Origin of the sequence: Pseudanabaena sp. Chao 1811 (assembly GCF_027942295.1) — a bacterium.
In the GTDB taxonomy this organism is placed as follows: Bacteria; Cyanobacteriota; Cyanobacteriia; order Pseudanabaenales; family Pseudanabaenaceae; genus Pseudanabaena.
Window position 1 is genome coordinate 1,964,033 of sequence record NZ_CP101416.1, and the last position, 25,598, is coordinate 1,989,630.

Below are 25,598 nucleotides of genomic sequence, written 5' to 3' on the forward strand. Positions count from 1 at the left end.
ATAATGGGGGTGGATGAATTAGTTCACCCTCATTTTTTAGATTTAGAGCTATGCCAGCCAAAGACATTTATCACGATGCAGTAAAAAATGCCCTCATCAAAGATGGCTGGGTGATCACGGCTGACCCTTATTTGATTCGATATAAGGATGTTGATTTGTTCGCTGACTTAGCTGCCGAAAAGCCAATCGCTGCCGAACGGCAAGGCAAAAAGATTGTGGTTGAGGTTAAAAGTTTTTTAAGTCCGTCACCAATGCGAGATTTTGAATTAGCATTGGGGCAGTACATTCTCTATCGAAATTTAATCCAGTTAACTGCCCCTGAATATGCTCTTTATCTAGCCATCAAGGAAAGCAGTTATCAAAACTTTTTTCTAAGGGATTCAATTCAAGACCTGATACGCATAGATTCAATTAAGTTATTAGTTGTGAATACAATGCAGGAGGAAATCTTACAATGGATAGATTAGACAAGTATCGTGATGTTATCAAAAAGATTTTGACTGAATATCATAGCTGGGCTACTAACTCTGATATTAGAGACAGAGAGAGTTGTCTAGTTTTTGATGAGGTTCACGATCAATATTTTTGGTTTTTAATGGGTTGGCAAGACAAGAGAAAATATAGAAACATTCAGGTACATATCCGTATTAAAAATCAAAAGATTTATATTGAGGATGATTGGACTGAGGAGGGAATTGCAAATGAGTTGCTAACAGAAGGTATCCCTAAGTCTGATATTGTTTTGGCTTTTCATGATCCTGAGACTAGGAAGTTAACTGAGTTTGCTGTAGCTTAGTGATCGCTGGTTAGTTTTATTTTTGAGGTGGCGATCACTGTTTATGGGATGGATAGGCGATCGCCTATTCATTTCACAGATAAAATCGCTTGATTGTTGATAGATTTATGAGTGTAGCGATCACTTATTTATTTCATAGGTTATAAAATCAATAAGTGTATAATAAACGAATATTTCGGCATATTGAATTTTTAGTGCGTATGTCTTTTGTTAATCTTGACGAAATCTGGAAATTTATTAATGGCGACTTTAATAACATTGGAGTTGACAAAAGCGTAGTATTTTGGCAGATAATAAAAACTCGCCAATTCAGCCGTTGTAAGAATCTTTGCCATCTGAGTCACTCTATAGAGGTAAATATTTGCTCTATCAGAGTCTGATCTGACAAGTGATTAATCATGAGAGGTATTCAGCGTAGAGGAAGGAAAAGTCGGACAAATCAGGTTCTGAAAAATCTGACTCTGTTGGCTATCGCAACCGCGTCACACATATTATGAAAAATACAAAGCACCATAATAAATAGAGGAATGAAGCAATGAGCGAAATTTATAGGGGCACATTTCAAGAGTTAAAGCCAAAGTTGCTTGATTCTTTCAGCGATGAGCTACACGAGGACGACAGGTATGATGCCTTAACGTTAATCCGTTCCGAACTCGACGTGACCGAACCTATTCAAGAAGAAGCAGAATACAGGTCGATCAACAGGGATCTCCTTAGCTCAGATTATTATGCCATTCATAATGACGATTTGAAGTTTTTGAAGGAATGTAGTGTTGTTGCGGCAGCAATCTACGCTGGCATGCCTAATCCAGTCGGAATTGCTGGAGGTCTCACAGCCTTTCTTTTTCGCTACCGAAAAAAGCGCGTGAAGCTCACAATGCAGGAAGGCGTTGTCTTGAAAACTCTTGCCAAAGCTCCATCCATCGGCTGGACTATTGATGAGCTGATCGAAAATAAACCGTTACTTAGGCTTGTTCCGATGCCTGATGTAGCAGCTATTTTAGAAAACCTCAAATCCGTCACCAAGGGCGACAACACAACTACCGCACTCGTGGCTCAGAATGGAAACCGATGGAGGGCTATTGATGTCTGAGTCCCAAGTACCTCGCGAAAATGGAAGGCGCATAGCCGTCCTCTGTGGAGTTGACGAAGTACCTAAATCTACATTCCCGAAACTTGGTCGTGTGTCAGAAGAAATAGATGAACTCAAGAAACTGCTAACCACCGAACTCCACCCAAATTTACGGTTTGAGTTACACAAAGGAGAAACCTATTCAGGAGAGGAACTCACAAGGGCTGGGTTGATAAAACTAATCAGAGGTCTAAAAGACTATGACAACACCGAATGCATTTTTTTTTACCTAGCTGGTCATGGTTTTCCAAATCAAGATGTAGCCGACACCGAATTTTTAACCTACGATGCTTGGCCACTTGAAAGCAATCTGGGAGTACATCTCAGGCATCTACGAGGCTTGCTAAATCAACTCCCGGCAAAAAATAATATAGCAGTCCTTGACTTTTGCTATTCTGGTGCCATTTCCACCGAAAATTTGGACACCTTGTCCATCATTGCGTCGAGCCAAAGTGATCAGGTCGCTGATGCTGGGGGAAAGTCGCCGTCCTTCACCAGATGTCTGATTAATGCCATAAAAGAAGCCCAACCAAACCCGAAGGGTTTTGTTACATGGAATCAAATCGCACATTATGCAAGGACTGCGCACAAAGAAAAAAGCAACGTTGCGATAGCAAAGTATGATCCTGGTACTATTGGCGACTACCTGTTCAATTACCGTCCAGGAACTCCAGAATCTTCTATTCAAGAGAGTGAGATTAGAATTCAGGAAGCAAAGAAAAATTACAAAGATAAAGTTCGGAACTGTTATAGCCAAATTCGATTGCTGGGTGGAGGAGAGATAAGCGTTGAACGGCTTTATGTACCTGTGCGGGTAATAAATCAATTATCTCGAGACAATAAAGATTCTAGCTCGATGCAGCGTAAATTTGATTTTAAGAATGATCGCTACGGATTAGGAAAGCGAAAAAATCAATACTTTAAGGAAGGAATTGATATTGCCAAAATCAAACCCAAACTTGCAGTTTTTGGAAAACCTGGATCTGGTAAAACCACGTTTCTGAGAAATTTAGCTGTAGACTGGTGCAAAGATAAGTTCTTCCCAGAACTAGTTGCTGTTTTAATAGAACTACGTAAGATAAAAGTCTCAGATGATAATTGGAATTTAATTCAAGAAATAGATAAGGAGCTACAATTAGAGAACTGGGATGAATTTGATCTGTTAAAAAAAGATATTAGAAACTTAAAAGAAAATATAGACCACCTAGAAGAACAGATTCGGATATGTAATAAAGATATTAAGAATAATAATAAAAAGCTAGAGGAACTGGACTTAAATAAAGACGAAAAAAGAAAAATCGATAAAGAATCACAAAAAATAAACCAGGCTATACAGACGAAACGCAAGATTAAAGAGGCTTCATCAGAAAAAATGGGGGCTTTAAAAATAAAATTGAAAGCACAACCGTTAGAAATATTGTTGCGCGGTAGGCTTCTCCTTCTAATAGATGGATTGGATGAGGTTAGCACGATTGAGCTCAGAAGAAATGTTGTCAATCAGCTTAGAGAATTTCATAATTCTAACAATCGTTTAATTTTTACCTGTCGCACGCAAATTGAAGAAGTGGAAGCGGTTCTTGCTGATTTCACCCTAGTTGAAGTAGTAGATTTTGATTATGAACAGGCCCAAAAATTTGTAATAAATTGGCTTACGGCGAAAGATTATTCTCCTGAAGAGGCAAAAAAGCGATGGGTAAGAATTGATCAAGCTATTCAAAAAAATCCTGACCTGAAGGAAATGACAGTAATTCCTATATTACTGAGCTTGATGTGTTTGTACGTAGACAAATTTGACAACGAAGAAGAAGACATTGAAATCTTTAAAAATCGAGAAATACTCTATGAAAAGGGAATTAACCTACTGTTAGACGACTGGAATAATGAAAAAAAAATTCATGAATGGCAAATTGGCAGTAAGACATATCACAAGCTAAAGCTAAATGAAAAAAGAGAATTATTACAGGAACTTGCAGCTCATAAGTTCGAGAATCCGAATAACTTTGTGCTATTTGAGCAACCAGAAATCACAGACCAGATAGTCCAATGCCTGAATATGAAGGAGGCTGAAGGACTTCAGCCAACTGAACAAGCTCTTCAGGTTTTGAAAGCAATTGAAGCTCATCATGGGTTGTTAATTGAAAGGGCTGAGGAATTATGGTCTTTTTCTCACCTTACCTTTCAGGAACACTTTACTGTTCAATGGCTTATCAATCTCAGACCTGAAAAACTGGCTGAAAAAATTGCGGATCAAAACTGGAGAGATACGATGAAAGGACTTATCAAATCCCAGCAACCTGCAGATCGTCTTGTGAATTTGATTAGGAAGTCTATAGATCTCATTATTTCAAGAGATTCTGACCTAGCCCAGTACTTAAGTTGGGTTTCTAAGAAGGCAAGGGCTATAGAAGGGACGATTCAGGAAAAATATAAACCTGCCGCTATTCGTGCATTCTATTTTTCTCGTGATCTTCACTTCGCAGATTCCCTATTAGAAGCAATCGACTCTGAATTCAAACGTAATTTCAATCGTAACTACTCAAACAATTTTCAATTTGACATCGACGCAGAACTCTATAAAGCCCTTAGGTGGGCAAAGGATATCTGTGAAAATAGTCATCTAGCTCCGATAAATACTCGTCATCTTATAGGCGCATTATCTCTAAATAATGCTCGCACACGTGCCTATGATTCTAACCCTAAGCGAGATTTGTCTCACAGTTTTGATCTTGGCTTTGACTCTAGGCTAGAAAATGATTTGGAGCAACTCCGAAGAGAAATTCCTGATTTTACCTCTGACCCGCAAGAACTTCAAAGTTGGTGGTTAGATCAAGGTAATCAATGGCTTGAACAACTATGGAATACAATGAAAACTCATCGCGATATTCCTTACACCCAAAAACCTCTTAACGATCAGCAAAAGAAAACACTAGAAGACTATTATAATGCTCATCATTTCTTGTTTGATTTAATAAAAATTGATGGATCAGTTAGCGAAAAGTGCTTATGTGAGATTGAATATGCTCTGTTTTTGCCTTGTGAAGAACAAAAACAACAGTAGAGTAGAAAAGATAGCACTGATTTCGTAAGATAATGTAATATCATCTGCCCCTATAGCTAAGCAATTAATTCACTATAGTAGAACGATAGATCCCCCCACGGCACTAATTATGTCACGGAACCAAGTTTCTAGTTAGGGCTTTCTGAAAAAGCAATAAAAGCATACAAGCAATGGTTTTCAAGGAGATCGAAAACTCATAAGATACAAGGAAAAGTAAGGTAAATCAGACATCAAAAAGTTTGAGCAAGTCCAGGAAAAATGTCATCAAGATTTACACACTCATAATTGACGTTTGTGATAATTGCCGTAATAGCTACTATTTAGCCGATATCCTTCGTGCTGTCCATGCAGTTGCAACTGGAAAAAGCTCTCCTGAGAGAACTGAGCAAATTCCAGTCACTCGCCTAAAATCAGCTTAAATAATTAGGACGGTCGCCATATTTTGCTTTTGGTGAATAGGCGATCCCTGTTTAGTTGATTAATTTTTAGAGAGGCGATCACTGTTTATGGTGATGGATAGGCGATCGCTGTTTGATTTATTTTTAGAGTGGTGATCGCTGTTTATGGGATGGATAGGCGATCGCTGGTTGATTTATTTTTTAGAGGGGCGATCGCTGGTTGTGCGAGATTGAATAGGCGATCGCTGATTGATTTTTTGCGAGAAATGCTTTCTAGTTGTGTGAAATTGAGTAATTAGGTAAAATTCAGTATAAAATCTTACTTATAACTGTTTTTATGTCCTATTAACTTATCTATGCAATATCCAGACCCTAAAAATCCTCATCCAATGGCAGGATTTCCACAAGTTTGCTTTATTCAAAACACAGTTAATAACCCAAATATTATCATTGGTGACTACACCTATTACGACGATCCCGAAGACTCAGAAAACTTTGAACGTAATGTTCTGTATCATTTTCCCTTCATTGGTGACAAGCTAATTATCGGTAAATTTTGCGCGATCGCGCGTGGCGTAAAATTCATCATGAACGGTGCAAATCATAGTATGTCGGGCATCTCCACCTATCCATTTCAAATTTTTTGGAACGAATGGAAACCCCAAAATCTAGAATTTCCCTACAAAGGCGATACGGTGATTGGGAATGATGTTTGGATTGGCTATGAAGCGGTGATTATGGCAGGAGTTAAAATTGGTGATGGCGCGATTATTGCCTCCAAATCTGTGGTTACGAAAGATGTGCCTCCCTATGCGATCGTTGGTGGCAATCCTGCGACAGTCATCCGTCAGAGATTTGATGATCAGGCGATCGCCCAGCTACTGGAAATCGCATGGTGGAATTGGGATATGGAGAAGATCACTAGAAATCTGGATCGAATTGTAAGTGCGGATATCGTGGCTTTGCAAAATTGCATTTGAGTTAGGAATTACTAAGAATCTATCTCAATGCCGATTGCGATCGCTTAGAAATCATAGCTCTCAGTAATTGCGATCGCTGATTGTTAATGCGATCAGGTATGACTTCACACAAAATCTGGAGTGATTTTCCCAATGACACATTCTGCGCCAATTAGTCTTTGCCAGCTTTCCGCCAAAGACCTAGCACTTATGGAGGAATTATTGGTTATCTTTGGAGAAGCTTTTGATGAAGTTGATACCTATAGCGCATCTCGTCCGAGTGAGGAATATCTCAAGCGTTTGCTAAGTAGCGATTATTTCATCGCCCTTGCAGCTTTAAAAAATGGAGCAGTAGTTGGAGGTCTCACCGCTTACGAACTACAAAAATTTGAGCAAGAGCGTAGTGAAATTTATATTTACGATCTGGCTGTTGCAGCAGATCATCGACGAGAAGGAATTGCCACAGCATTAATTCAGGAATTAAAGAAGATTGCGGTAGCACGAGCAGCCTACGTTATTTTCGTACAGGCAGACATCGGCGATGATCCTGCGATCGCACTCTATACAAAGCTTGGTATTCGTGAAGATGTACTTCATTTTGACATTGCTGTTGACGATAATAGCGATCACCTTGAGGAGATGGATTGTTAATGCGATCTTGTTTGACTTAATAAAACACCAATAAAAAAGCGCCCCAAGGGGCGCTTTTTTATTGATTACGAAGTAGCTAGTGTGCGACGCTTCGTGACCATCCGATATGCCTCGATGATATCGCCCTCCTTCCATGCTGAGAACTTAGCGAGTGAGACACCGCACTCAAATCCAGAGGCGACTTCCTTCGCATCATCCTTAACCCGTCGGAGTGATTCCAATACGGCTGAATGTACGACCTCATTGCCACGCTTAACGCGGACATTACAGTTACGGAGCAGCTTACCATTCTGGACATAACAACCAGCCACAGCTCCCTTACCGATTGTAAAGATGGCGCGGACTTCAGCTTGACCAAGGTATTCCTCAACCATTTCAGGATCAAGTAAGCCTTCCATTGCATCTTGGATGTCTTCCAAGAGCTTGTAAATGACGTTGTAATCACGGAAGTCAACACCGAGATCGTCAGCCGCTTGTCTTGCACCCGGAGCCATCGTGGTATTAAAGCCTAATACTACCGCCGAGCTAGCTGCCGCCAAACTGATATCGTTTTCAGTGATTTCCCCAGGGGCAGAGAGGAGAATACGGAGTTGGACTTCACGCTGAGGCAATTGGGCAAGTGCGCCAAGAATTGCTTCGAGCGAACCCTGTACGTCTGCCTTGAGAATAATATTGAGTTCCTTGAGATCGCCTTCTTTGACCTTTTCGGACAAAGTACCAAGGGTGACACGACGGGAAGCCATTGCTTGAATCAAGCGAGTTTGGCGCTGATCCATCGTGCGTTGATCGGCGATCGCACGGGCTTGTTTTTCGTCGAGATAGACTTCAAACTCATCACCCGCCGCAGGTACATCACCCAAACCGAGGACTTCCACCGCAAAGGATGGTGAAGCTTTACCAACTCTTGCGCCGCGATCATCAACCATTGCCCGTACCTTACCAAAGGCAGCACCCGCAACGAAGATATCACCAACGCGCAATGTACCGTTTTGAACAAGCAATGTTGCCACGGGTCCTTTTGCCTTGTCGAGGTGAGCTTCGATAACTGTTCCCTTCGCCGTACGGTTGGGGTTAGCTTGGAGATCTTCGACTTCAGCAACTAGCAAGATCATTTCCAGCAAGGTATCGAGGTTCTCGCGACGGATAGCGCTGACGGGAACCATAATCGTATCGCCACCCCATTCCTCGGCAACGAGGGAGTACTCGGTGAGTTCTTGACGAATGCGATCGGGCTGAGCTTCGATCTTGTCAACCTTGTTAATAGCAACGACGATCGGTACTTTTGCAGCACGGGCATGGCTAATCGCTTCGATGGTTTGAGGTTGAACACCATCATCGGCTGCAACCACAAGCACGGCGATGTCTGTAACCTTCGTACCTCGCGCACGCATGGCGGTAAAGGCTTCGTGACCAGGGGTGTCAAGGAAGACAATTTGTTGTTTCTCGCCATTATGCTCAACATCAACGTGGTATGCACCGATATGCTGTGTAATACCGCCTGCTTCCCCTTGAGCCACCTTACTCTTGCGGATGGCATCGAGCAATGTAGTTTTACCGTGGTCAACATGTCCCATGATCGTGACTACGGGAGGACGACGCTCTAGTTTATCAAGGTCGCCAATGTCGATCATTTCCGTCTTCAGCGCTAGCTCAACGACTTCAGGATCATGGACTTCATAGCCCAATTCTGTCGCGACCATCTTCGCAGTCCCAACATCAAGGGTCTGGTTGATATTCGCCATGATCCCCTTCATGAACAGGGTACGAATGACCTCAGTTTCAGAAAGTACTAAGCGCTTGGCAAGTACTGCTACGGTCATGCCCTCTTCGATTTCCACTGATGTGGGTTTTTCGGGAATGACTTCGACTTGTTGATGACGGCGATCGCGACTTGGTGCAGATTTTTTAGACTTTTGCGTAGGCTTGATATCTGCTGCCATGGTTGGCTTGGCTGGTACTGTCGCTGCTTTAGGACGGGCAGTAGGACGAGCCAAAGATAGACTGATCTGGGCTAAATCATTAGCACTATCTAGATCAGAGCCATCATCATCATCATCATCAAAATCGCGTAAATAGCGCTTGGGCTTATTCAAACGATTTTTTTCTTTTAGCTCTAGTAAATCCTTTTCTTCTTCTTCTTTAGATTTACCTTTGCGTTTGTTTGCCTTGTTAGGCAGAGTTGGCTTCTCTAGCAACTCAGGCAATACAGGCGCAAATCCTCCCACCGTATCAGCCTTTTTGCCACTCTTGTCGGCAATGACGGGCTTTTCGGGCGCACGCATCAAGGTGGGCATGGGTGGGCGCAAATTGTGCGGTGGCTCTGTTGGAGCAGTGATCCCTCGTTCGATTAGTACTGAGTCTTTGACTAATTTGGGTACACGGCTTTGGGGTCTACCGCCAGCAGGGGCAGGTGGCTCAACGGGGCGATTGAGTTTGGGTCTTTCAGGTCTATTTGTTTTGACTGCTTCTTGCTTAGGTGCATCTCCTGCATCATTCCCACCCTTGTCAGTCTTGATATGCTCGGATCTGCCCTGATTACCTTTAGCAACCACTCTTGTATCTTCTGAAGGCTTAGCTGCGGGGGGCTTCGGTGCAACGATCGCTTTGGGGGCGATCGCTACAGGGGGCTTGGGACGTTCTGGCGCAACGGGCTTGGTTAATTTAACCTGTGGTGGTGGTGAAACACTCATCAAAGATTGTTTAGGGGTGAGGGGGCGCTCTGCCTTGTCTGCTTGTGGACGCTCTACCCTTGGAGTTTCCTTGCGTGCTGCATGATCCTTGGGAGCATGATCTTTATGGGGTTGCTCTTTAGGTACAGTGACGCGCATCGTTTCATCAACAGGGGCTTTTACAGAATTGGTCACAACAGTTTTGTCGGCTTTGTCAGTTTTGTCAGACTTGTCAGAAGATTTCGGCGGAACTGGTGGCGTGATTAATTCTGGTTTTGACTCTAGTGGCAATGGCGACTGAGTCTCTTTGGTGACTTGGGGACTTTCTGGTGTGGTCAATGCTGTTTCTGATGTCAATTCGATTTTGGATGCAGGTGTGGTTTCGGAAATGGCTAGTTCACTGTCTGAGACAAGAGGACGGCTAGGAGGCTTAATTAATGATGAAGCAGGGGGCATGGGCAACGGAGGGTTAACAGCAGTTTTAGCAGGAGTTGCTGGGCTAGGCTCAGCGATCGCAGGTGGGTTAAGAGGAGGTGTAGCTCCTACATTAGCAGAGACAGGCGGAGAGTTGAGCCGAATTGTGGGTTTGCTGACGACAAGAATTTGTTGCTTGGCAATCCGCGCTTCGGATTCTTTGTGTTTTGCCGTAGCAGCAGCTTTCTTTTCCGCAGCTTTGGGATCGGCAGTTTTGGGATGGGGTTGAGGGGCTTTGGTGCGTACCAACTCCGCCTCTGATTCGGTAATCGTACTGCTATGACTTTTGACAACTATATTTAACTGCTCGCATACGGCGATAACATCTTTAGTGTCAAGGTCTAGCTCTCGTGAGAGTTCATACAGTCGAACTCGATTGCTTATACTCATTGCTTACTCTGCCCTGCGTAACTGTTGTACACGGTGAATTGAATTTACATAGAAGTTGCTTCCTATCTTTTGCTAGGTTGAATTACATTGACTGAATTACATTGACCATAGTTAATCTTAGAAGCGCCTAGCTATCCCTGCTAAGCAGGCTAGCCCTAATAGATTTTAAGTTGTTTCAATTTTGAGTTGAAACTACTATAGCTATTATTACTCATGAAACCTAGTAATATGAGGAAGTTAGAAAACTTCGCCCACAAACTTTGGCAAAATCCCACTTAGTTTACTAGCACTTGTACGTTAACTCTACAGCAATTCTCATGATGAAAATTAGTTTTGATGAAAGTCCTTTTTAGGAAGTACTTTTAGCAAAATTAATTTAGGGATTTGGATCGCTACAGACTAAACCAAACACCAAAATTCCCTGCATATTGTTTACACTACTTTACCTCACTGTGGTTTTGCCACAGTTTGATATAGCAATTCTAAAGGGTTTGTGGAAGCGCACCCCTTAGGGGTGCGCTTCCACAAACCCCAAAATCTGCAAATGATTTAGGACTGCTATATATAGGAGAAAACTAAAAGCTAATCTCAGTCGGTTTTTGCGGTTTTCAATTTCCTATGGCAAATTAAAAACCGCGATAAGATAGGATCGGATAATCTCGCAGTGTTTTGAACCGCAGTGTTTTGATTCTATGACCAACGTACCTGTCTCTCGCATTCGTAATTTTTCAATCATTGCTCATATCGATCATGGTAAGTCTACGCTTGCCGATCGCTTGTTGCAATTTACAGGCACTGTCGCAGATCGAGACATGAAAGCGCAGTTTCTCGACAACATGGACTTGGAGCGTGAGCGGGGGATCACCATTAAATTGCAGGCTGCAAGGATGCGTTATGAGGCTCTTAATGGTGAGGAATATACAATTAATTTGATTGATACCCCTGGACATGTGGACTTTTCCTATGAGGTATCGCGGAGTTTAGCGGCTTGTGAGGGGGCTTTACTGGTAGTGGATGCGTCACAGGGGGTGGAAGCGCAAACTTTGGCGAATGTGTACTTGGCTCTAGAAAATAATCTGGAAATTGTACCTGTTCTTAACAAAATTGATCTGCCGGGGGCAGATCCTGAGCGCATTGCCAATGAAATTGAGGAGTTAATTGGTCTAGATTGCGTGGATGCGATCCATGCTTCGGCGAAACAGGGGATCGGTATTCGTGAGATTTTAGAAGCGATCGTCTCTAAAGTGCCAGCACCAAAAGATACGGTCGATCAACCCTTACGGGCCTTGATTTTTGATAGTTATTACGATGCCTATCGGGGTGTAATTGTTTATTTTCGGGTCATGGATGGCACGGTCAAAAAGGGCGATCGCATTAAATTCATGGCATCAGGTCAGGAATATGTAATCGATGAGTTGGGCGTATTAGCACCGAGCCAGATCCAAGTGGATGAACTGCACGCTGGTGAAGTAGGATATTTGGCAGCGGCGATTAAAACCGTTGCCCATGCGCGGGTTGGTGACACGATTACTTCGGCGATCGATTCTGCTCCTGAGCCTTTCCCCGGCTATGAAGAAGCAAAGCCAATGGTATTTTGCGGCATGTTTCCCACCGATGCTGATCAGTTTGAGGAATTACGGGAAGCCCTCACCAAACTGAAACTCAATGATGCGGCTTTGAATTATGAGCCAGAAACATCTAATGCAATGGGCTTTGGCTTCCGTTGCGGATTTTTGGGGATGCTGCATATGGAAATTGTGCAGGAGCGACTGGAACGGGAATATAACCTTGATCTGATCGTGACTGCGCCATCGGTGGTTTATCGAGTGACGACCAACAACGATGAAATCTTGATGGTGGACAATCCTAGCGAATTACCACCACCTAATTCTCGGAAGTCGATCGAGGAGCCTTATGTCAAGTTAGAGATCATGACTCCGCAAATCTACATTGGTACCTTGATGGATCTTTGTGTAGCCAGACGCGGTGTATTTGTCGATACTAAGTACATCACCACGGAACGAGCCACTTTGATTTATGAGCTACCCTTAGCTGAGATGGTTACGGATTTCTTCGATCAAATGAAGTCGCGCACTAAGGGCTATGCCAGCATGGAATATCAAGTGATTGGCTATCGTCCTAACGATCTGGTGCTAGTTGATATCTTGGTAAATGAAGAACCTGTCGATGCCTTGGCATGTATCGTCCATCGCGACAAAGCCTATAACGTCGGTCGGGCGCTGGTTTCTAAACTGAGAGAGCTGATTCCTAAGCAACAGTTCCAGATTCCGATTCAGGCGGCGATCGGTTCTAAGATTCTTGCCCGTGAAAATATTTCGGCATTGCGTAAAAACGTGTTGAGTAAGTGCTATGGCGGTGATATTTCACGAAAGAAGAAATTGCTAGAGAAGCAAAAGAAAGGTAAAAAGCGGATGAAGTCAATTGGTACTGTGGAAGTTCCCCAAGCCGCATTCATGGCAATTTTACAGTTGAACGGAGATTAATAAGAGCGGCGCTTTGTGCCGCCTTTTATTTAGAGCTTAGATTACAGAGAAATTTTTGAAAGCGCGGCGAAGCCGCGCTTTCAAAAATTTCTCTGGTTTTCAAGTCAGCGCAAAACGCTATAAATTCTGATTAAACAAGGCGGCGCTTTGCGCCGCCTTGTTTGTTTAGAGATTTAGATTAACTTCTGAATGAATTATGGGAATAGTCATAATAGGGGAGACAGAAAAATATCATCTTAAAGGGCTTCTTTAACTAAACATCTATTTAAATGATTGAGACATGGCTATGTTGTACGCATCAAAAGTTGTCACAACGGCGAAAACTGACGATCGCGAAGGTTTTCTCGGTTCACTAGAGCAATCAACCCTACCACTGCAAAATGTCGGCGGTGTGAGCTTACTACTGGTGTTGCTATGGGTGGCGATCGGGGCAACTGCCTATAATTACTGGCAACTACGCAAAACTCGGCAACAACTCAAAATCGAGAAATTAAAAACCGATGAACTTGCCAAAAAGATCAAACTGGCTCTACATACCATTGATGAACATGAGCGCAATCCTGATTTGATTCATTCTCGCGAATTTAATTTGGATTACCTCAGCATGAGGATGGAGGAACCCTACTTTTGTGACATTATTTTGGCGCAGATTAAAGTCAATTTACGCCAAAAGGTTGCTCCTGCCTTGATGCCAACGGAGGAAGATGGGGGACAGGTGCGAAAAATTGATGTGATTTTTGATGTGTCCTACCAACCTGAACATCATGATGATTCACAACTTCGAGTTCTCTTTCGTATCCATGTCAAGCTATCAAAAATCCCTGCCCATGGTTCTCAAAGTATTCTGAAGGAGTTGGCGGCAGGGCTGGAAAATTTTGTATCTGCTTCAGAGGCAAATCGGAATTGGCAGCCTACTATTCAAGGTAGGTTAGCGGTAATTAGTTGGGATCAAACCGCTAAGCCAACTCCCGTATTAGTCATTGAGCAAACTAATGAAGGTACGAATGTATTAATGCGGAATAAGCGTCTTGCCAATTCCAAAATATAGCTGTAGACGTTCCAAGAGAGTTGCGCCGCAACTCTCTTGAGTTTTGTTTTTATTTATGAAGCGATCGCATAGCTACCGAGAATTTTGAGATTTTCAGTCACATTTCGCAGCTCATCTAAGGCTTCATGGAAATTAGGTGTATCTACCGCCGCTTCGACATCGATAAAGAATATATATTCGCCCAGCGATCGCTTAGTGGGACGTGACTCGATGCGGCTTAAGTTAATTTGGCGATCGGCGAATACTAGTAAGGGTTTAACCAATGCTCCGGGCATATTGCGCTTGAGGCTAAATGCTAAAGAAGAATGTGTCCCTTGGGTCGTGGTGGCAGTACGCCCCAGCACCAGAAAGCGCGTGAAATTATCAGGCTGATCGTTAATCGGGAATTCTAGAATTGGTAAGTTGTAAATTTCGGCGGCGCGTTCTGAAGCGATTGCGGCGGCAGTGATATCTTCAGCAACAGTATGTAAACCTTCGGTAGTGGAATCTGTGGCGATCTGCTGCACTGTTGGTAAATATTGATCAAGCCATTGTTGGCACTGTGCTAAGCCTTGGGGATGGGAATAGACGGTTTTAACATCTGTGAGATTTTCTGCACGGGTAATCAAGGCATGGGCGATCGGTAGCACGATCGCCTGCTGGATTTGTAAAGATTCTGACTGCCAGAGACTATCAAGGGTCATGGTTACGCCGCCTTGGATCGAGTTCTCGATTGGTACAACTGCAATATCCACTTCACCATGCTCAGCCGCCTTAATTGCTTGGGAAATGGTGGGATAGGGACACATTCTGGAAGGATCATGTTCTAGGTCAGGATAGTTCAGTTGCAAATACCGCAGGGCTGCCATCTCTGTATATGTGCCTGCGGGACCAAGATAAGCGATCGTTGTCATGATAAATCCAAAAAATATAGAGGAGACACATTGTGTCTCCTCTATATTTTTATAGCTAATCAGTTGTTTTTGCTAGTTAAAACTTTACCGAAGCGGTTTTCTTTTCGGGTAGCTGGGTGTATTCCGCCACAATCTTGCGAAACTCTTCACCGTCAAGGGTTTCCACATCAAGGAGAATATCGACTAGGCGATCGCACAAATCACGATTTTCCTCGATCAGTTTTTTGGCGGTTTCGTAGCAGGTTTGGGCAATTTGGCGAATTTGCCGATCAATGCGATCGCCTAACTTCACCGAATAATCGCTTTGGGGCATAAAGTTACGTCCTAGGAAAACTTCGCCACTTTCAGATTCGAGCGCTCCTAAGCCTAAGTCCGACATCCCAAATTGAGTCACCATCAGTCTTGCGAGTCGAGCAACCTGTTGGAAATCACCCGATGCACCTGTGGTAATTTCGGCATCACCAAAGACCACTTCTTCAGCAGCACGCCCACCGAGCATCATGGTGATCGTGTCAATGATTTGCGATCGCGATTCGAGACCATATTCCTCATCGGGTACACCCTTGGCAAAGCCACCGATACCGCCAGAACGAGGCACGATCGTAATCTTATCGAGCAATGATGCATTCTTGAGTAGAGTCATTACCAAGGCGTGACCAACTTCGTGATAGGCAACCAAACGCTTTTTGGCGCTATCGAGCATTGGTTTCATACTTAAACCGATGGTAATCCGATCAATCGCATCGGCAATTTCCAATTCGCCGATCGCATCTTTATAGCGTCGTGCCGTTAGGATTGCTGCCTCATTCAATAGGTTTGCCAAATCTGCCCCTGCAAATCCGGGAGTTAAACGGGCGATCGATTCGAGGGAAACATTTTCGTCGAGCTTTTTATTACGAGCATGGACTTTAAGGATTTCTTGACGACCTTTATAGTCGGGATAATCCACCGTAATTTGGCGATCGAAACGACCAGGGCGGAGCAATGCGCTATCTAAGACATCAGGACGATTGGTTGCAGCAACGACAATTACGCCTGTGTTGCCTTGGAATCCATCCATTTCCGTGAGCATTTGGTTGAGGGTTTGCTCACGCTCATCATTGCCGCCGCCGATACCAGCCCCACGCTGACGACCGACCGCATCAATTTCATCGATGAAAATAATGCAAGGGGCGTTGTCTTTTGCTTTTTGGAATAAGTCACGGACGCGGGATGCGCCGACACCGACAAACATTTCTACAAACTCAGATCCCGATAGAGAGAAGAATGGTACGCCCGCTTCCCCTGCGATCGCTTTAGCCAAAAGAGTCTTACCAGTTCCGGGTGGGCCAATCAGCAATACACCCTTAGGGATTTTTGCGCCGACAGCCGTAAAGCGATCGGGCTGTTTAAGAAATGTAACAACTTCCTGCAATTCTTCTTTAGCAGTATCAATTCCTGCAACATCTTCAAACAAAATCCCCGTTTTTGCTTCAGGAGAGAATCGCGCCTTCGTTTTCCCAAAACTTAAGGTTTGACCAGGCCCTCCGGGGGCATTGCTAAGGCGGCGCAGTACCATTAGCAAGATGAAAATCAATAGCAACGGCACAAAAAATGTACTCGCCAGTTGCCAGAGTAATGTTGGCTGCTGAGGTGTTCTTACCGCGATATCGACGTTGTTTTCCCGCAATGCCTTCATTAATTCGGTATTGCCATCACGAGCGATCAAGTCAACCCGAACTTTGCGACCATCTTTCAAAACCGCTTCTGCGGCTAAGCCGTTACTTTCGATATCGATCTTTTGGACTCGATTTTCTTTAACATTTGAAAGTAGTTCGGTATAGCTAATGGTTGCAGCAGTTTCCCCCTCTGCGCGAACAGAGTTAGGAACAGCGGCGATCGCCACGCTTTGTAAAATTGCGAAACTTACGACCGTCGTTTTGACACGCCGCCAAAAGGTTGAACCAGAGATTGCCGAAAAGATTTTTTTTCCAGAAGACATCACGCCCTGTTGCTCCTTATAACCCCGTCGATGCGGTAATCGGTTGATTTATTATTTATCTAGTCTAGTGCATTAGCTAAAAACCTGTCATAAAGTCAGAGCGACACTTCGCATTGCCCTCACATATCGGGCTAGTGACATGCAGGAAAGTTAAGATCAGCTACTTTAGATGGTCGCAATTAAATATAAAACCCTAAAAGCTGTGGCGCACGCTGCGCGTGCGCCACAGCTTTTGGTTCTAGTTTTTAATAGGAAAAATAATGAATTGGACTGTCGCCCAAATAAAGTGGATTATGCTCATATCGGGGGTACTGACTTGTACGATGTTTTATGCTGTGATCGCTCCGCAAGCAGCTCTACGTTCTTTCTTTGGCGATGGTTTAGAGGGACAGCTTGCGGAAATTATTGTCCGTAATTGGGGTGCTTTGATTACGCTTGTGGGTGCAATTCAAATTTATGGAGCATTTAAGGAAAACAGTCGCACCTTGATTGTGGTGATCTCCACGATTAGCAAGTTAGTTTTCGTGAGTTTAGTAATGGTTTACGGTAGACAATATCTAGATAAGGCAGGAATTGCTGTTGTGATTGATGTATCCGTAGTCATTTTATTTATTGTTTATCTGATTGGCGATCGCCTCAAAAACAATAAATTGTACAAATTGTAAAGAGAATCAGGAATATTCCTCATAAAAGCGATCGCACTTTTCCAGCAAGCGAGTTACATAGAGCCGTGTCCCCGACAACTCTGGACTGGGATAGCTAAGTGTACAACCCAAGAATTGGATTGGCGGCGCTCCGCGCCGCCAATCCAATTCTTGGGTTGTATGTCCTAAGACAAGTGACTGTAGATATATGTTAAGAAGCGTAGCGATTTTCGCAAAAGATCGATTTACTTCATATTCTCTATAACGCTGTGAGACAATTGCATTAAAATACACGCAAGTAACGCTTTGCATCTTTAGCATATTTATCCCTATCCATGAACGCCACAAAAAATATTCAGCCATTTTCTGCCGATGATTTTGCCAATGCTCTCGCCGAACACAATTACGAATTTGCCGTGGGGCAAACTGTGAGGGGCAAGGTAGTTTCCGTCGAAAGTAGTGGCATTTATGTCGATATTGGCGCTAAATCTTTAGGTTTTCTGCCCATTGAAGAAGCAACTCTGAGTGGTTCTTCGCGCTCTGGTGATGCTTTCCCTATCGGTAACGAGTACGAATTTCTGATTATCAGTAATCAGAATGCTGATGGTGAAGTGAAGCTATCGGTGCGCCGTCTATTATTCAAGCAAGCTTGGCAAACTCTGAAGGATTACCAAACCGAGTCGAAGGTATTCGAGACTAAGGTGATTGGTACTAATAGTGGTGGTGTGATTGTTGATGCCGTTGGTTTGCGTGGTTTTGTACCGCGATCGCACCTTACTGATGCTACGGATCTGGCTAAGCTAGTTGGCAAAAAGATCCCTGTAATGGTGCTAGATGCTGATGAAACTCGTAAAAAGCTAGTACTATCAAACCGTCAAGCTGCTAAACTTGCCGCGATCGGACAACTCGCGAAAGGACAGCTAATTAGTGGCAAGGTAAGCAATATTCGTCCTTTTGGCGCATTTGTGGAGTTTGCTGGTGTATCTGGCTTGCTGCATGTCAAGGAAATGAGCCAAAAGCCTGTGAGTGATCCCACCCGCGTCTTTCAAATCAATGACATCATTAAAGCGGTAATTGTCGATATTGATGAATCTCGCGATCGCATTGCCCTGTCCACCAAGCTCCTCGAACTCCACGCAGGCGAGATGCTTGATAACTCCGCACAGGTATTTGCCGAAGCTGAGGAGCGCCTCGAAAAAAATATCAGCAAGCTCTGGGAAGCGTAGATCTCCGAAAATAGAGATACTACTTCGTGCTATCTCTATTTTCTCCCGTGAACTTCTATAATTGTTTTGGCAACAGTAAGTAATCTTTGAGCCTAATATATTAATAGTCATTAAAATATTTAAAATCAGCCCTCAAACTCAAATTTATGGAAACTAATTTTCTTGGTCTTCTAGCTACTGTCCTAGCAGTATTTGTACCTACCGTCTTCTTGCTGACCCTGTATATCCAAACAGCCAGCCGTGAAGAAGGTCAAGCAAATAAATAAAAAACAGAAAAAACAAAAAGCACAGCCCTAGGGCTGTGCTTTTTGTTTTGGTTAATGCATTATTGCCAATCACTGCATTTACGGTGCGATCGCCCAACATCACCTATAAAATCATCGTATTACTAGGATTTACTCACATTAGGCTATAAATAGATCATCAAAGCTAAATTTTCTAAGATTTGCCTAGCATGAGTAATTGCCTCTGTCTTGCTTGCGATCGCGCTAACCCTTTAACCACAAAATTCTGCACCCAATGCGGCGCTAAGTTACAAATTCAAGAGCGTTACCGCGCTTTGAAAGTAATTGGACAGGGTGGTTTTGGTAAGACTTTCTTGACTCAGGATGAGGGCAAGCCATCGCAGCCCCGTTGTGTGATTAAGCAATTTATTTATGAGGATCCTGCGACTTTGCGAGAGGCGCAAAGATTGTTTGAACAGGAGGCAGTGCGTTTAGATGATTTGGGTAAGCATAATCAAATTCCTGAATTATTAGCCCATTGTGAGCAGGATGGGCGGCAATATTTGGTACAGGAGTTTATCGATGGTGAGAATCTATTACAGGAGTTAAAGCGATCGGGGCGGTTTAGTGAGGCAAAAATTAAGGATTTATTGCTGGATCTGTTGCCTGTGTTGCAGTTTATCCATGCGGGTAATGTGATTCATCGCGATATTAAGCCAGACAATATTATTAGAAGGCGATCGGATGGCAAGTTGGTTTTGGTGGATTTTGGGGCGGCGAAGGTGGCGACACAGACTTCGTTGCAAAGAACAGCGACAATAATCGGTAGTCCAGAATATACGGCTCCTGAACAAGCAAGAAGGAAGCCTGTTTATGCCAGTGATATTTACTCTTTGGGGATGACTTGTCTTTATCTATTAACTCAAATCCCTCCATTTGATTTGTTTAGTGATTCAGAAAATAAGTGGGTATGGCGACAGTTTCTTAATGGAATATTAGTTAGCAATAATTTGGGGCGTGTTTTAGATAAGATGATCGAGCCATTGCCAAGCAGATATCAGACGATTGAAGAAATCTTGCAAGATCTCAATCCTCCCAAAAAACCTCCAGCAATATCTACGCCAATTTCTTCGCCACCAGTTCCATCAGTAGCCACACCCCAAGCACCCAAACCGAGCTTCTTCTCAGGATTATTTTCGCAACCGTCACAGACTCCTGTATCAACTTCGAGTAATTCTTCGATTTTGGATTGTGGAAATGGCGTGAAGTTGGAACTAGTGAAAGTGGCGGGTGGGAGTTTTAAGATGGGAAGTAATCGACATGCTGGTGAAAAACCCGTTCATCGGGTGAATTTACGTGAGTTTCTCATTGGGAAATATGCTGTAACACAGGCGCAATATCAAGCGGTGATGGGAAATAATCCCTCACACTTCAAAGGTGCTCAGAACCCTGTAGAACAAGTCAGTTGGCATGATGCGATCTCGTTCTGTGAGAAACTATCGCAAAAGTCTGGACAGAAAGTCAGATTGCCGACGGAAGCGGAATGGGAATATGCGGCGAGAGGTGGCAATCAAAGCAAAGGCTATAAATATGCGGGGAGTAATAATTTGAGTGATGTCGCATGGTATCGCGAAAACTCTGGTCGTGAAACCCATCCTGTGGGTCAGAAAAAAGCCAATGAGCTTGGTATTTACGATATGAGTGGTAATATTCGGGAATGGTGCTTAGATGACTGGCACAATAGCTATCAATGCAAGCCCGATCGCTTAAAAAATAATGGTAACGAACCTTGGGGTGTAATGGACTTAAAAAGGAATGCTAACGAACCTTGGCTTGGAAGGGTCTCGTGTGTGGGTGCTCTTCATCTTCGCCAGCTTCGCGGCGGTTCTTGGAGCTGTTTTGACTGTCGTGCTGCCCTTCGCTTAAGTTTCGACGCGCGTAATCAGACCTATTTTATTGGTTTTCGTCTACTTCTCGCTTCTTTTTCGTGAGGACTTCAGCTACCCTCTTACCCTCTTTCCCTTTGTATTCCCCCATTTCGCCTTTGGCGATCAAATCTTGAACACAGATTAAACGGATTAAGGGATTTCACGGAAATAGGAATTGAGAAAACAATTGTAGGGGTTTAGCATTTGCGCCACAATTTATAAATTATCACCACAATCTTGATCCGCAAATGCTAAACCCTCTCCGCTTTCACAGATAAATTGTCCCTGCGGTTACAGGTTGAGGGCATAGCATTCCCAAATCAAGGCAACCAGTAAACGTATAAATCTCTGCGGGAATGCTATGCCCCTACGCTTATCGCTTATACTTTTGCTAGAATTGCCACCAAAATAAACTTTTCCCCCTAACCATGATCGATCGCCTCGAATTCCCACTTGCCAAAGCACAATATCTGCTTAGCTATAGCGGTGAACAAGGTAAAGGCGGCGATAAAAGTCGATTTTGGCAAAGCGTAATGGGATATGACAGCGCCGAATCGATCCGTGACACAATTTTGCAAAAAGTTACACCACCAGACCTAGTATTTCAGTGTCAAGATGTTTATGGAGATAGATATACCTTAACAGGGAATAGACTTAACATTTTTAAAAGACTGAAAGCGTAAAGTCAATAAAGAATCCAAAGCTGTTTTATGAGTAGTGTGGGATTGTGAAAGGCAAGAAGAAATAGCGAATTTGAAAGAAGAAAAATCAGGATAATAGACCGAGTAGAGACATTGCTTTTTGACAAATTTCCAAAGGCGCTCAATCAAGTTCAAGTTTGGGGAGTAAGTAGTCAAATATAGAAGTTCGATGTTTAATGACTGAGCCAACTCAAAAACTAAAGCACACTTTTGGTAACGAGCATTGTCCAAGACAAGAGTAATGGGTATAGTCAAGCCCAGAGCCGCAAGTTTATAAAGTAAGTCACAGATGGATTGAGCATTGATATAAGTGTCATTAGTCACGATAACTAGTTCATGAGTAACAGCATTAAGCGCACCCAGGACATTAAACCTTTGCCTTCCTGTCCCAGTTTTGACAAACAAGCGTTCAAAACACCACAAAAAGCCTAAATAAGCACCGAGGACAAAATGTGCCGCATCGACAAAGAAAACGGCTCTTTGACCAGATTTAGCTTCCTCTAAGCGTGGTTCTAGTTTTTTTTTAGAAATTCCTCTTGTGCTGCTGGGTCAGCCTTAGCAGGTATTAGCCCCACTCGACGACAACTCATTCCCATCGATTTCAAAAAATGACGCACCTGTTCTCGACTACGAACAATTCCTGTCAACTCGGCAATTGTTGCTGCTGCATGAGCCAGAGTTTTGGGTGGATGTTCTCGAAAATATATCTCTAAACTTTCCTGATGCTGTTTGAGTTCACTCTGGGGACGATTAAAGGTCAGTTCTTTGAGTTTGGTTATCCCACCTTCTTTATAATCTCGTAAATAACTCAACAATGTCGGTTCAGTGATTCTTAGTAGTTTCGTGATTTCCTTGTGCGCGTATTTCTGGCTTTTTAGGTATAGTGCTTCCATTTTTCGCTGTACTCGCGGATGCGGGTGATGGAATCTTTCGTGATGTAGGGCATCCATTTCTTCTTTGCTAAATGTTATTCGGATCATCTTGGAGAAAAGCTACTGTTTTTTCCATTTTTACCCTTTCAAAAAATAAAGTCTACATCCTGTCTAAGTATATACAGCAATTGTTTCGTTAACCGATCAGCATGAGCAATCAAGGGAAATCCTCACCGCTTGGATTGCGCTGAAAGGCGAAAACATTGCTAGATTTGTAACAGCAGTACCACAACGTAGCAGGAGGCAAAAAAATGAGTAAGTTTCAAATGTTTGATTCCGTTACCTTAAATCAAGACATTCAGCTTCACTCTGGTGGAATTGCCCCACAAGGAACTGATGGTGCGATCGTGGAAATATTTAAAGATGGTGAAGCCTACCTAGTCGAACTATTTGGTGGATGGCTAAAACTAACACCTGAAGGCGATTTAATAGATACATCCCAAGACGATCCCGAAGCATTTCGCGACACCCTAGATGTAGAAACGCTCTATCCTCACCAAATAAATCCAATAAATGCTCATCAACAAAGCAATAAACAGAAAGTAAAGCAACAACTTTTAGCATTACTAGAACTACTTCCAGAAGAATCGATTCTGCAAGTTAAAGACTTCACAGAATTTCTTTGCTACAAACAACAAACTACATCAACTTCAGTAGTTTCCCAAAAATGACAAATATTGCAGTCTGTATCGACTTTGTACCGCATCCTCACACTCCTCAATAAGAAGGCTGTATTTTGGAAGTGTTCAACGCATTAGATGAGTCCATTCATATTGTTGCTATTCCTAAATCTTGGGTTGCTCCTTTGCAATCTAACCAAATTTTTAACGCGCGTAATCTTGCCTTAGCAAGTTAGTTAAAAAGTGGAACATTTACTTCTTGATAAGCTGTCAACTGAATCTCGCTTTGCTGAAAAAGATAATTAACGACAGCAAATAAACTTTTTAACTCAAAAATACTGTAGGGAGCAGGGTGATGGGTAAATTTGTTTCCTTCCAATTTACCAAATTCCCAATTGATACCATTAGAGACAATGCCAAATATAGCGATCGCTGATTTATCGGCTAATTCGCCATTTAATCTTTGCGCCGCCACCATCTCGGCTAAACACTGCCCCCATCCCCAATCAAAATTATCCTGTTTTGCCTCCACGATTAGCAAATAGGGTTTATCAAATACGACTTTACCTAGAGGCGATCGCCTAGCGAGAACATACTCAGGATAACCTGATAGAGGATCGTCGCAGGTTAATAACTGATGACTCCAGAGCGTGAACTTGCTGCTATAGGCTTTCCAAATCTCTTTGAGGATTGGATAAATTAAGTTTTCACAGATCGCAAATTCTGAATTATTCACCACCCCTTCCCGCATTACATATTCTAGGTCTTGCTGAAAGTATTCAGATACAGGAAAAGCGGATTGCGTGATAAAGTTTGCTTCGGTATAGATCACCTGCAATTCTTTGACTGTTGCTCCCAGACTTTTGAAATTGCTAAATGGCATAGGGGTGATTTGGTCAAACAAGATCTATTGTAATGTCATAAAAAAGGAGCGCGTTACGCGCTCCTTTTTTAGTTAGGGGGCTAAGGCATTGCCTCTAAACAAGCTGCCAATTGTCTTTAATGTAATCTTCAACTGGGTGAAAGGATTAGCGGGGACAACGGTTTTGTAGAGATAGCTGTCAAAGGTGAGCTTTTGCACATCCTTATCGGCACACATTTCCACAAAGGCTTCACGGGTGGCGTTGGTGGCATAAAACACATTCTGGAGAATGTCTAGAACCTTATAGGTCAAGCCATACTGCTTGTCCCAACGCTTGATGTAAACCTTGAGATCAGCTTCGGTAGGAATACGCTTACCTGCTTCGGCAAACTCAACGATCGCTTCAGCGCACATCCGACCAGACTTCGCAGCAAAGTAAATACCTTCGCCACTGGACTTGGTGACATAGCCTGCCGCATCACCAACGAGGGCGATCCGACCGACTACACGGCGAGGACGGGGATGCTCAGGAATGGGGTGGGCTTCGACCTTAATTACTTCGCCACCTTCGATGCGAGGTAAAGCACGGGCACGAATACCCGCTTGCAATTGCTTGATCAGGCGTTGGTTTTTGTGCATTGTGCCAGTACCAACTGCCACGTGATCGTATTTGGGGAAGACCCATGCGTAGAAATCAGGCGATACATCATCGCCAACATACATTTCTGCAAGATCTTTGTAATATTCCATCTTGTCTTCGGGGATGCGGATACGCTCTTGGAAAGCGATCGCATAGTTGTAGTCACCAGCATCCATTGCTTTAGCAACTACGGAGTTAGCACCATCAGCGCCAATAATTATATCGATCTCAAGGGTACGCATTACGCCTTCGTTACCACCCTCAGCAAAGTCTGAGTAGGTGATTACATAGGGCTGATTACCATTGTTGTTGATTTTGATATCCAGTACGCGACCATTAATTAGCTTTGCGCCAAGGTCAGCCGCACGATTGCGTAAAAATGCATCTAAAACTTCGCGGCGACACATACCGATATATTCATCGGGATTGTCTAATTTAATGTCTACCTCCACATTGCTGGGGGAGATCATTTTCATATTGCGAACGCGGCGATCGATAATTTCTGGAGGCAATTCAAACTCGGAAACCATACATAAGGGAATTGCTCCGCCGCAGGGTTTGGCGTTGTCCAGCTTCCGTTCAAATAAATAGGTCTCAATACCTGCTTTGGCAAGTGTTTCAGCCGCACAAGAACCCGCAGGTCCGCCGCCTACAACAGCAACTCGTAATGTCAAAATGCGCTCCTAAAGCTCTATTTACTCAAGTTTTAACTATTTTGGATGTTAGCATTGCCATTATAGCGATCGGGGCAAAATTGATGAATATTAACATTTGTATTGTTTTGTATATAGCTAGCTACAACCTTTACATGTCTAGCAATATAAGTTTTGCTTAGGACATAAAACCCAAAAAAGTGGCGGCGCACCGC

21 protein-coding genes and 1 pseudogene are annotated in these 25,598 nt (G+C 43.3%); 15 read left to right on the forward strand and 7 right to left on the reverse strand.

Going from position 1 to position 25,598, the window contains the following annotated elements:
• Positions 1-50 precede the first annotated feature (50 nt).
• The 7 genes from NMG48_RS09080 to NMG48_RS09110 all read left to right on the forward strand — a co-directional run bounded on the left by NMG48_RS09080 (position 51) and on the right by NMG48_RS09110 (position 6,994).
• The gene (locus NMG48_RS09080; RefSeq protein WP_271254922.1) at positions 51-467 is read left to right on the forward strand and encodes a XisH family protein; all 417 of its coding nucleotides are present in this window, start codon (positions 51-53) and stop codon (positions 465-467) included.
• Positions 455-796 (forward strand): XisI protein, encoded by a 342-nt coding sequence (locus NMG48_RS09085; protein ID WP_271254923.1) that lies wholly within the window; start codon positions 455-457, stop codon positions 794-796. The genes NMG48_RS09080 and NMG48_RS09085 overlap by 13 nt, the downstream gene beginning before the upstream one ends.
• Positions 797-1,331: 535 nt before the next feature.
• Complete coding sequence (locus NMG48_RS09090; protein WP_271254924.1) at positions 1,332-1,889, forward strand: hypothetical protein; 558 nt, start codon at positions 1,332-1,334, stop codon at positions 1,887-1,889.
• Positions 1,858-4,986: an NACHT C-terminal helical domain 2-containing protein gene (locus tag NMG48_RS09095; RefSeq protein ID WP_271254925.1), complete on the forward strand. Its 3,129-nt coding sequence runs from the start codon at positions 1,858-1,860 to the stop codon at positions 4,984-4,986. The genes NMG48_RS09090 and NMG48_RS09095 overlap by 32 nt, the downstream gene beginning before the upstream one ends.
• A gap of 547 nt (positions 4,987-5,533) precedes the next feature.
• Complete coding sequence (locus tag NMG48_RS09100) at positions 5,534-5,683, forward strand: hypothetical protein (RefSeq protein WP_271254926.1); 150 nt, start codon at positions 5,534-5,536, stop codon at positions 5,681-5,683.
• Between the two features lie 57 nt (positions 5,684-5,740).
• Entirely contained in the window at positions 5,741-6,364 is a 624-nt protein-coding gene (locus tag NMG48_RS09105) for a Vat family streptogramin A O-acetyltransferase (RefSeq protein WP_345961234.1), read from the forward strand.
• Positions 6,365-6,496: 132 nt separating this feature from the next.
• The gene (locus NMG48_RS09110) at positions 6,497-6,994 is read left to right on the forward strand and encodes an AAC(3)-I family aminoglycoside N-acetyltransferase (protein WP_271254927.1); all 498 of its coding nucleotides are present in this window, start codon (positions 6,497-6,499) and stop codon (positions 6,992-6,994) included.
• A 65-nt stretch (positions 6,995-7,059) separates the two neighbouring features.
• Here the strand turns inward: NMG48_RS09110 and infB are convergent, their stop codons facing one another.
• Positions 7,060-10,527 carry a translation initiation factor IF-2 gene (gene infB / locus NMG48_RS09115; RefSeq protein WP_271254928.1) on the reverse strand — a complete coding sequence of 1,156 codons (3,468 nt, stop codon included), beginning with the start codon at positions 10,525-10,527 and terminating at the stop codon, positions 7,060-7,062.
• Between the two features lie 692 nt (positions 10,528-11,219).
• Between infB and lepA the strand changes: the two genes are divergently transcribed.
• Positions 11,220-13,031 (forward strand): translation elongation factor 4, encoded by a 1,812-nt coding sequence (lepA, locus tag NMG48_RS09120; RefSeq protein ID WP_271254929.1) that lies wholly within the window; start codon positions 11,220-11,222, stop codon positions 13,029-13,031.
• 286 nt (positions 13,032-13,317) lie between these two features.
• Positions 13,318-14,079 carry a hypothetical protein gene (locus NMG48_RS09125; RefSeq protein ID WP_271254930.1) on the forward strand — a complete coding sequence of 254 codons (762 nt, stop codon included), beginning with the start codon at positions 13,318-13,320 and terminating at the stop codon, positions 14,077-14,079.
• Positions 14,080-14,132: 53 nt separating this feature from the next.
• Here the strand turns inward: NMG48_RS09125 and pheA are convergent, their stop codons facing one another.
• Together pheA and ftsH are read right to left on the reverse strand one after the other, a co-directional pair.
• Positions 14,133-14,972 carry a prephenate dehydratase gene (pheA, locus tag NMG48_RS09130; protein WP_271254931.1) on the reverse strand — a complete coding sequence of 280 codons (840 nt, stop codon included), beginning with the start codon at positions 14,970-14,972 and terminating at the stop codon, positions 14,133-14,135.
• Between the two features lie 76 nt (positions 14,973-15,048).
• A complete protein-coding gene (ftsH, locus tag NMG48_RS09135; protein ID WP_271255263.1) occupies positions 15,049-16,953 on the reverse strand; it encodes an ATP-dependent zinc metalloprotease FtsH in 1,905 nt (634 codons plus the stop codon).
• Positions 16,954-17,213: 260 nt separating this feature from the next.
• Between ftsH and NMG48_RS09140 the strand changes: the two genes are divergently transcribed.
• Positions 17,214-17,618, forward strand: a complete 405-nt coding sequence (locus NMG48_RS09140; RefSeq protein ID WP_271254932.1) for a hypothetical protein — start codon at positions 17,214-17,216, stop codon at positions 17,616-17,618.
• A 6-nt stretch (positions 17,619-17,624) separates the two neighbouring features.
• Here the strand turns inward: NMG48_RS09140 and NMG48_RS09145 are convergent, their stop codons facing one another.
• Entirely contained in the window at positions 17,625-17,918 is a 294-nt protein-coding gene (locus NMG48_RS09145; RefSeq protein WP_271254933.1) for a hypothetical protein, read from the reverse strand.
• Between the two features lie 14 nt (positions 17,919-17,932).
• Between NMG48_RS09145 and NMG48_RS09150 the strand changes: the two genes are divergently transcribed.
• The 4 genes from NMG48_RS09150 to NMG48_RS09165 all read left to right on the forward strand — a co-directional run bounded on the left by NMG48_RS09150 (position 17,933) and on the right by NMG48_RS09165 (position 21,658).
• A complete protein-coding gene (locus NMG48_RS09150) occupies positions 17,933-18,823 on the forward strand; it encodes a S1 RNA-binding domain-containing protein (RefSeq protein WP_271254934.1) in 891 nt (296 codons plus the stop codon).
• 146 nt (positions 18,824-18,969) lie between these two features.
• On the forward strand, positions 18,970-19,089 hold the full coding sequence (psbM, locus tag NMG48_RS09155; protein ID WP_126384789.1) for a photosystem II reaction center protein PsbM: 120 nt from the start codon (positions 18,970-18,972) through the stop codon (positions 19,087-19,089).
• 188 nt (positions 19,090-19,277) lie between these two features.
• The gene (locus NMG48_RS09160) at positions 19,278-21,038 is read left to right on the forward strand and encodes a bifunctional serine/threonine-protein kinase/formylglycine-generating enzyme family protein (protein ID WP_271254935.1); all 1,761 of its coding nucleotides are present in this window, start codon (positions 19,278-19,280) and stop codon (positions 21,036-21,038) included.
• Between the two features lie 365 nt (positions 21,039-21,403).
• Positions 21,404-21,658: a DUF6883 domain-containing protein gene (locus NMG48_RS09165; RefSeq protein WP_271254936.1), complete on the forward strand. Its 255-nt coding sequence runs from the start codon at positions 21,404-21,406 to the stop codon at positions 21,656-21,658.
• Here NMG48_RS09165 and NMG48_RS09170 read toward each other — a convergent pair.
• Positions 21,614-22,656, reverse strand: a pseudogene (locus NMG48_RS09170) (IS630 family transposase). The gene NMG48_RS09165 and the pseudogene NMG48_RS09170 sit on opposite strands and share 45 nt — an antisense overlap.
• Positions 22,657-22,859: 203 nt before the next feature.
• Between NMG48_RS09170 and NMG48_RS09175 the strand changes: the two are divergent.
• Positions 22,860-23,279 (forward strand): hypothetical protein, encoded by a 420-nt coding sequence (locus tag NMG48_RS09175; RefSeq protein WP_271254937.1) that lies wholly within the window; start codon positions 22,860-22,862, stop codon positions 23,277-23,279.
• 181 nt (positions 23,280-23,460) lie between these two features.
• Here NMG48_RS09175 and NMG48_RS09180 read toward each other — a convergent pair whose 3' ends face one another.
• Together NMG48_RS09180 and chlP are read right to left on the reverse strand one after the other, a co-directional pair.
• Positions 23,461-24,111 (reverse strand): hypothetical protein, encoded by a 651-nt coding sequence (locus NMG48_RS09180; protein ID WP_271254938.1) that lies wholly within the window; start codon positions 24,109-24,111, stop codon positions 23,461-23,463.
• A 72-nt stretch (positions 24,112-24,183) separates the two neighbouring features.
• Positions 24,184-25,404: a geranylgeranyl reductase gene (gene chlP, locus NMG48_RS09185; protein ID WP_271254939.1), complete on the reverse strand. Its 1,221-nt coding sequence runs from the start codon at positions 25,402-25,404 to the stop codon at positions 24,184-24,186.
• Positions 25,405-25,598 lie beyond the last annotated feature (194 nt).

Coding starts and splice junctions, on each gene's coding strand:
- NMG48_RS09160 (WP_271254935.1), top strand. CDS start 19,278: ATGAGTAATTGCCTCTGTCTTGCTTGCGATCGCGCTAACCCTTTAACC.
- infB (WP_271254928.1), bottom strand. CDS start 10,527: ATGAGTATAAGCAATCGAGTTCGACTGTATGAACTCTCACGAGAGCTA.
- NMG48_RS09140 (WP_271254932.1), top strand. CDS start 17,214: ATGAATTGGACTGTCGCCCAAATAAAGTGGATTATGCTCATATCGGGG.
- NMG48_RS09110 (WP_271254927.1), top strand. CDS start 6,497: ATGACACATTCTGCGCCAATTAGTCTTTGCCAGCTTTCCGCCAAAGAC.
- psbM (WP_126384789.1), top strand. CDS start 18,970: ATGGAAACTAATTTTCTTGGTCTTCTAGCTACTGTCCTAGCAGTATTT.
- pheA (WP_271254931.1), bottom strand. CDS start 14,972: ATGACAACGATCGCTTATCTTGGTCCCGCAGGCACATATACAGAGATG.
- NMG48_RS09080 (WP_271254922.1), top strand. CDS start 51: ATGCCAGCCAAAGACATTTATCACGATGCAGTAAAAAATGCCCTCATC.
- NMG48_RS09090 (WP_271254924.1), top strand. CDS start 1,332: ATGAGCGAAATTTATAGGGGCACATTTCAAGAGTTAAAGCCAAAGTTG.
- NMG48_RS09085 (WP_271254923.1), top strand. CDS start 455: ATGGATAGATTAGACAAGTATCGTGATGTTATCAAAAAGATTTTGACT.
- NMG48_RS09125 (WP_271254930.1), top strand. CDS start 13,318: ATGTTGTACGCATCAAAAGTTGTCACAACGGCGAAAACTGACGATCGC.
- NMG48_RS09175 (WP_271254937.1), top strand. CDS start 22,860: ATGAGTAAGTTTCAAATGTTTGATTCCGTTACCTTAAATCAAGACATT.
- lepA (WP_271254929.1), top strand. CDS start 11,220: ATGACCAACGTACCTGTCTCTCGCATTCGTAATTTTTCAATCATTGCT.
- NMG48_RS09150 (WP_271254934.1), top strand. CDS start 17,933: ATGAACGCCACAAAAAATATTCAGCCATTTTCTGCCGATGATTTTGCC.
- ftsH (WP_271255263.1), bottom strand. CDS start 16,953: ATGTCTTCTGGAAAAAAAATCTTTTCGGCAATCTCTGGTTCAACCTTT.
- NMG48_RS09165 (WP_271254936.1), top strand. CDS start 21,404: ATGATCGATCGCCTCGAATTCCCACTTGCCAAAGCACAATATCTGCTT.
- NMG48_RS09105 (WP_345961234.1), top strand. CDS start 5,741: ATGCAATATCCAGACCCTAAAAATCCTCATCCAATGGCAGGATTTCCA.
- NMG48_RS09145 (WP_271254933.1), bottom strand. CDS start 17,918: ATGCTAAAGATGCAAAGCGTTACTTGCGTGTATTTTAATGCAATTGTC.
- NMG48_RS09180 (WP_271254938.1), bottom strand. CDS start 24,111: ATGCCATTTAGCAATTTCAAAAGTCTGGGAGCAACAGTCAAAGAATTG.
- NMG48_RS09095 (WP_271254925.1), top strand. CDS start 1,858: ATGGAAACCGATGGAGGGCTATTGATGTCTGAGTCCCAAGTACCTCGC.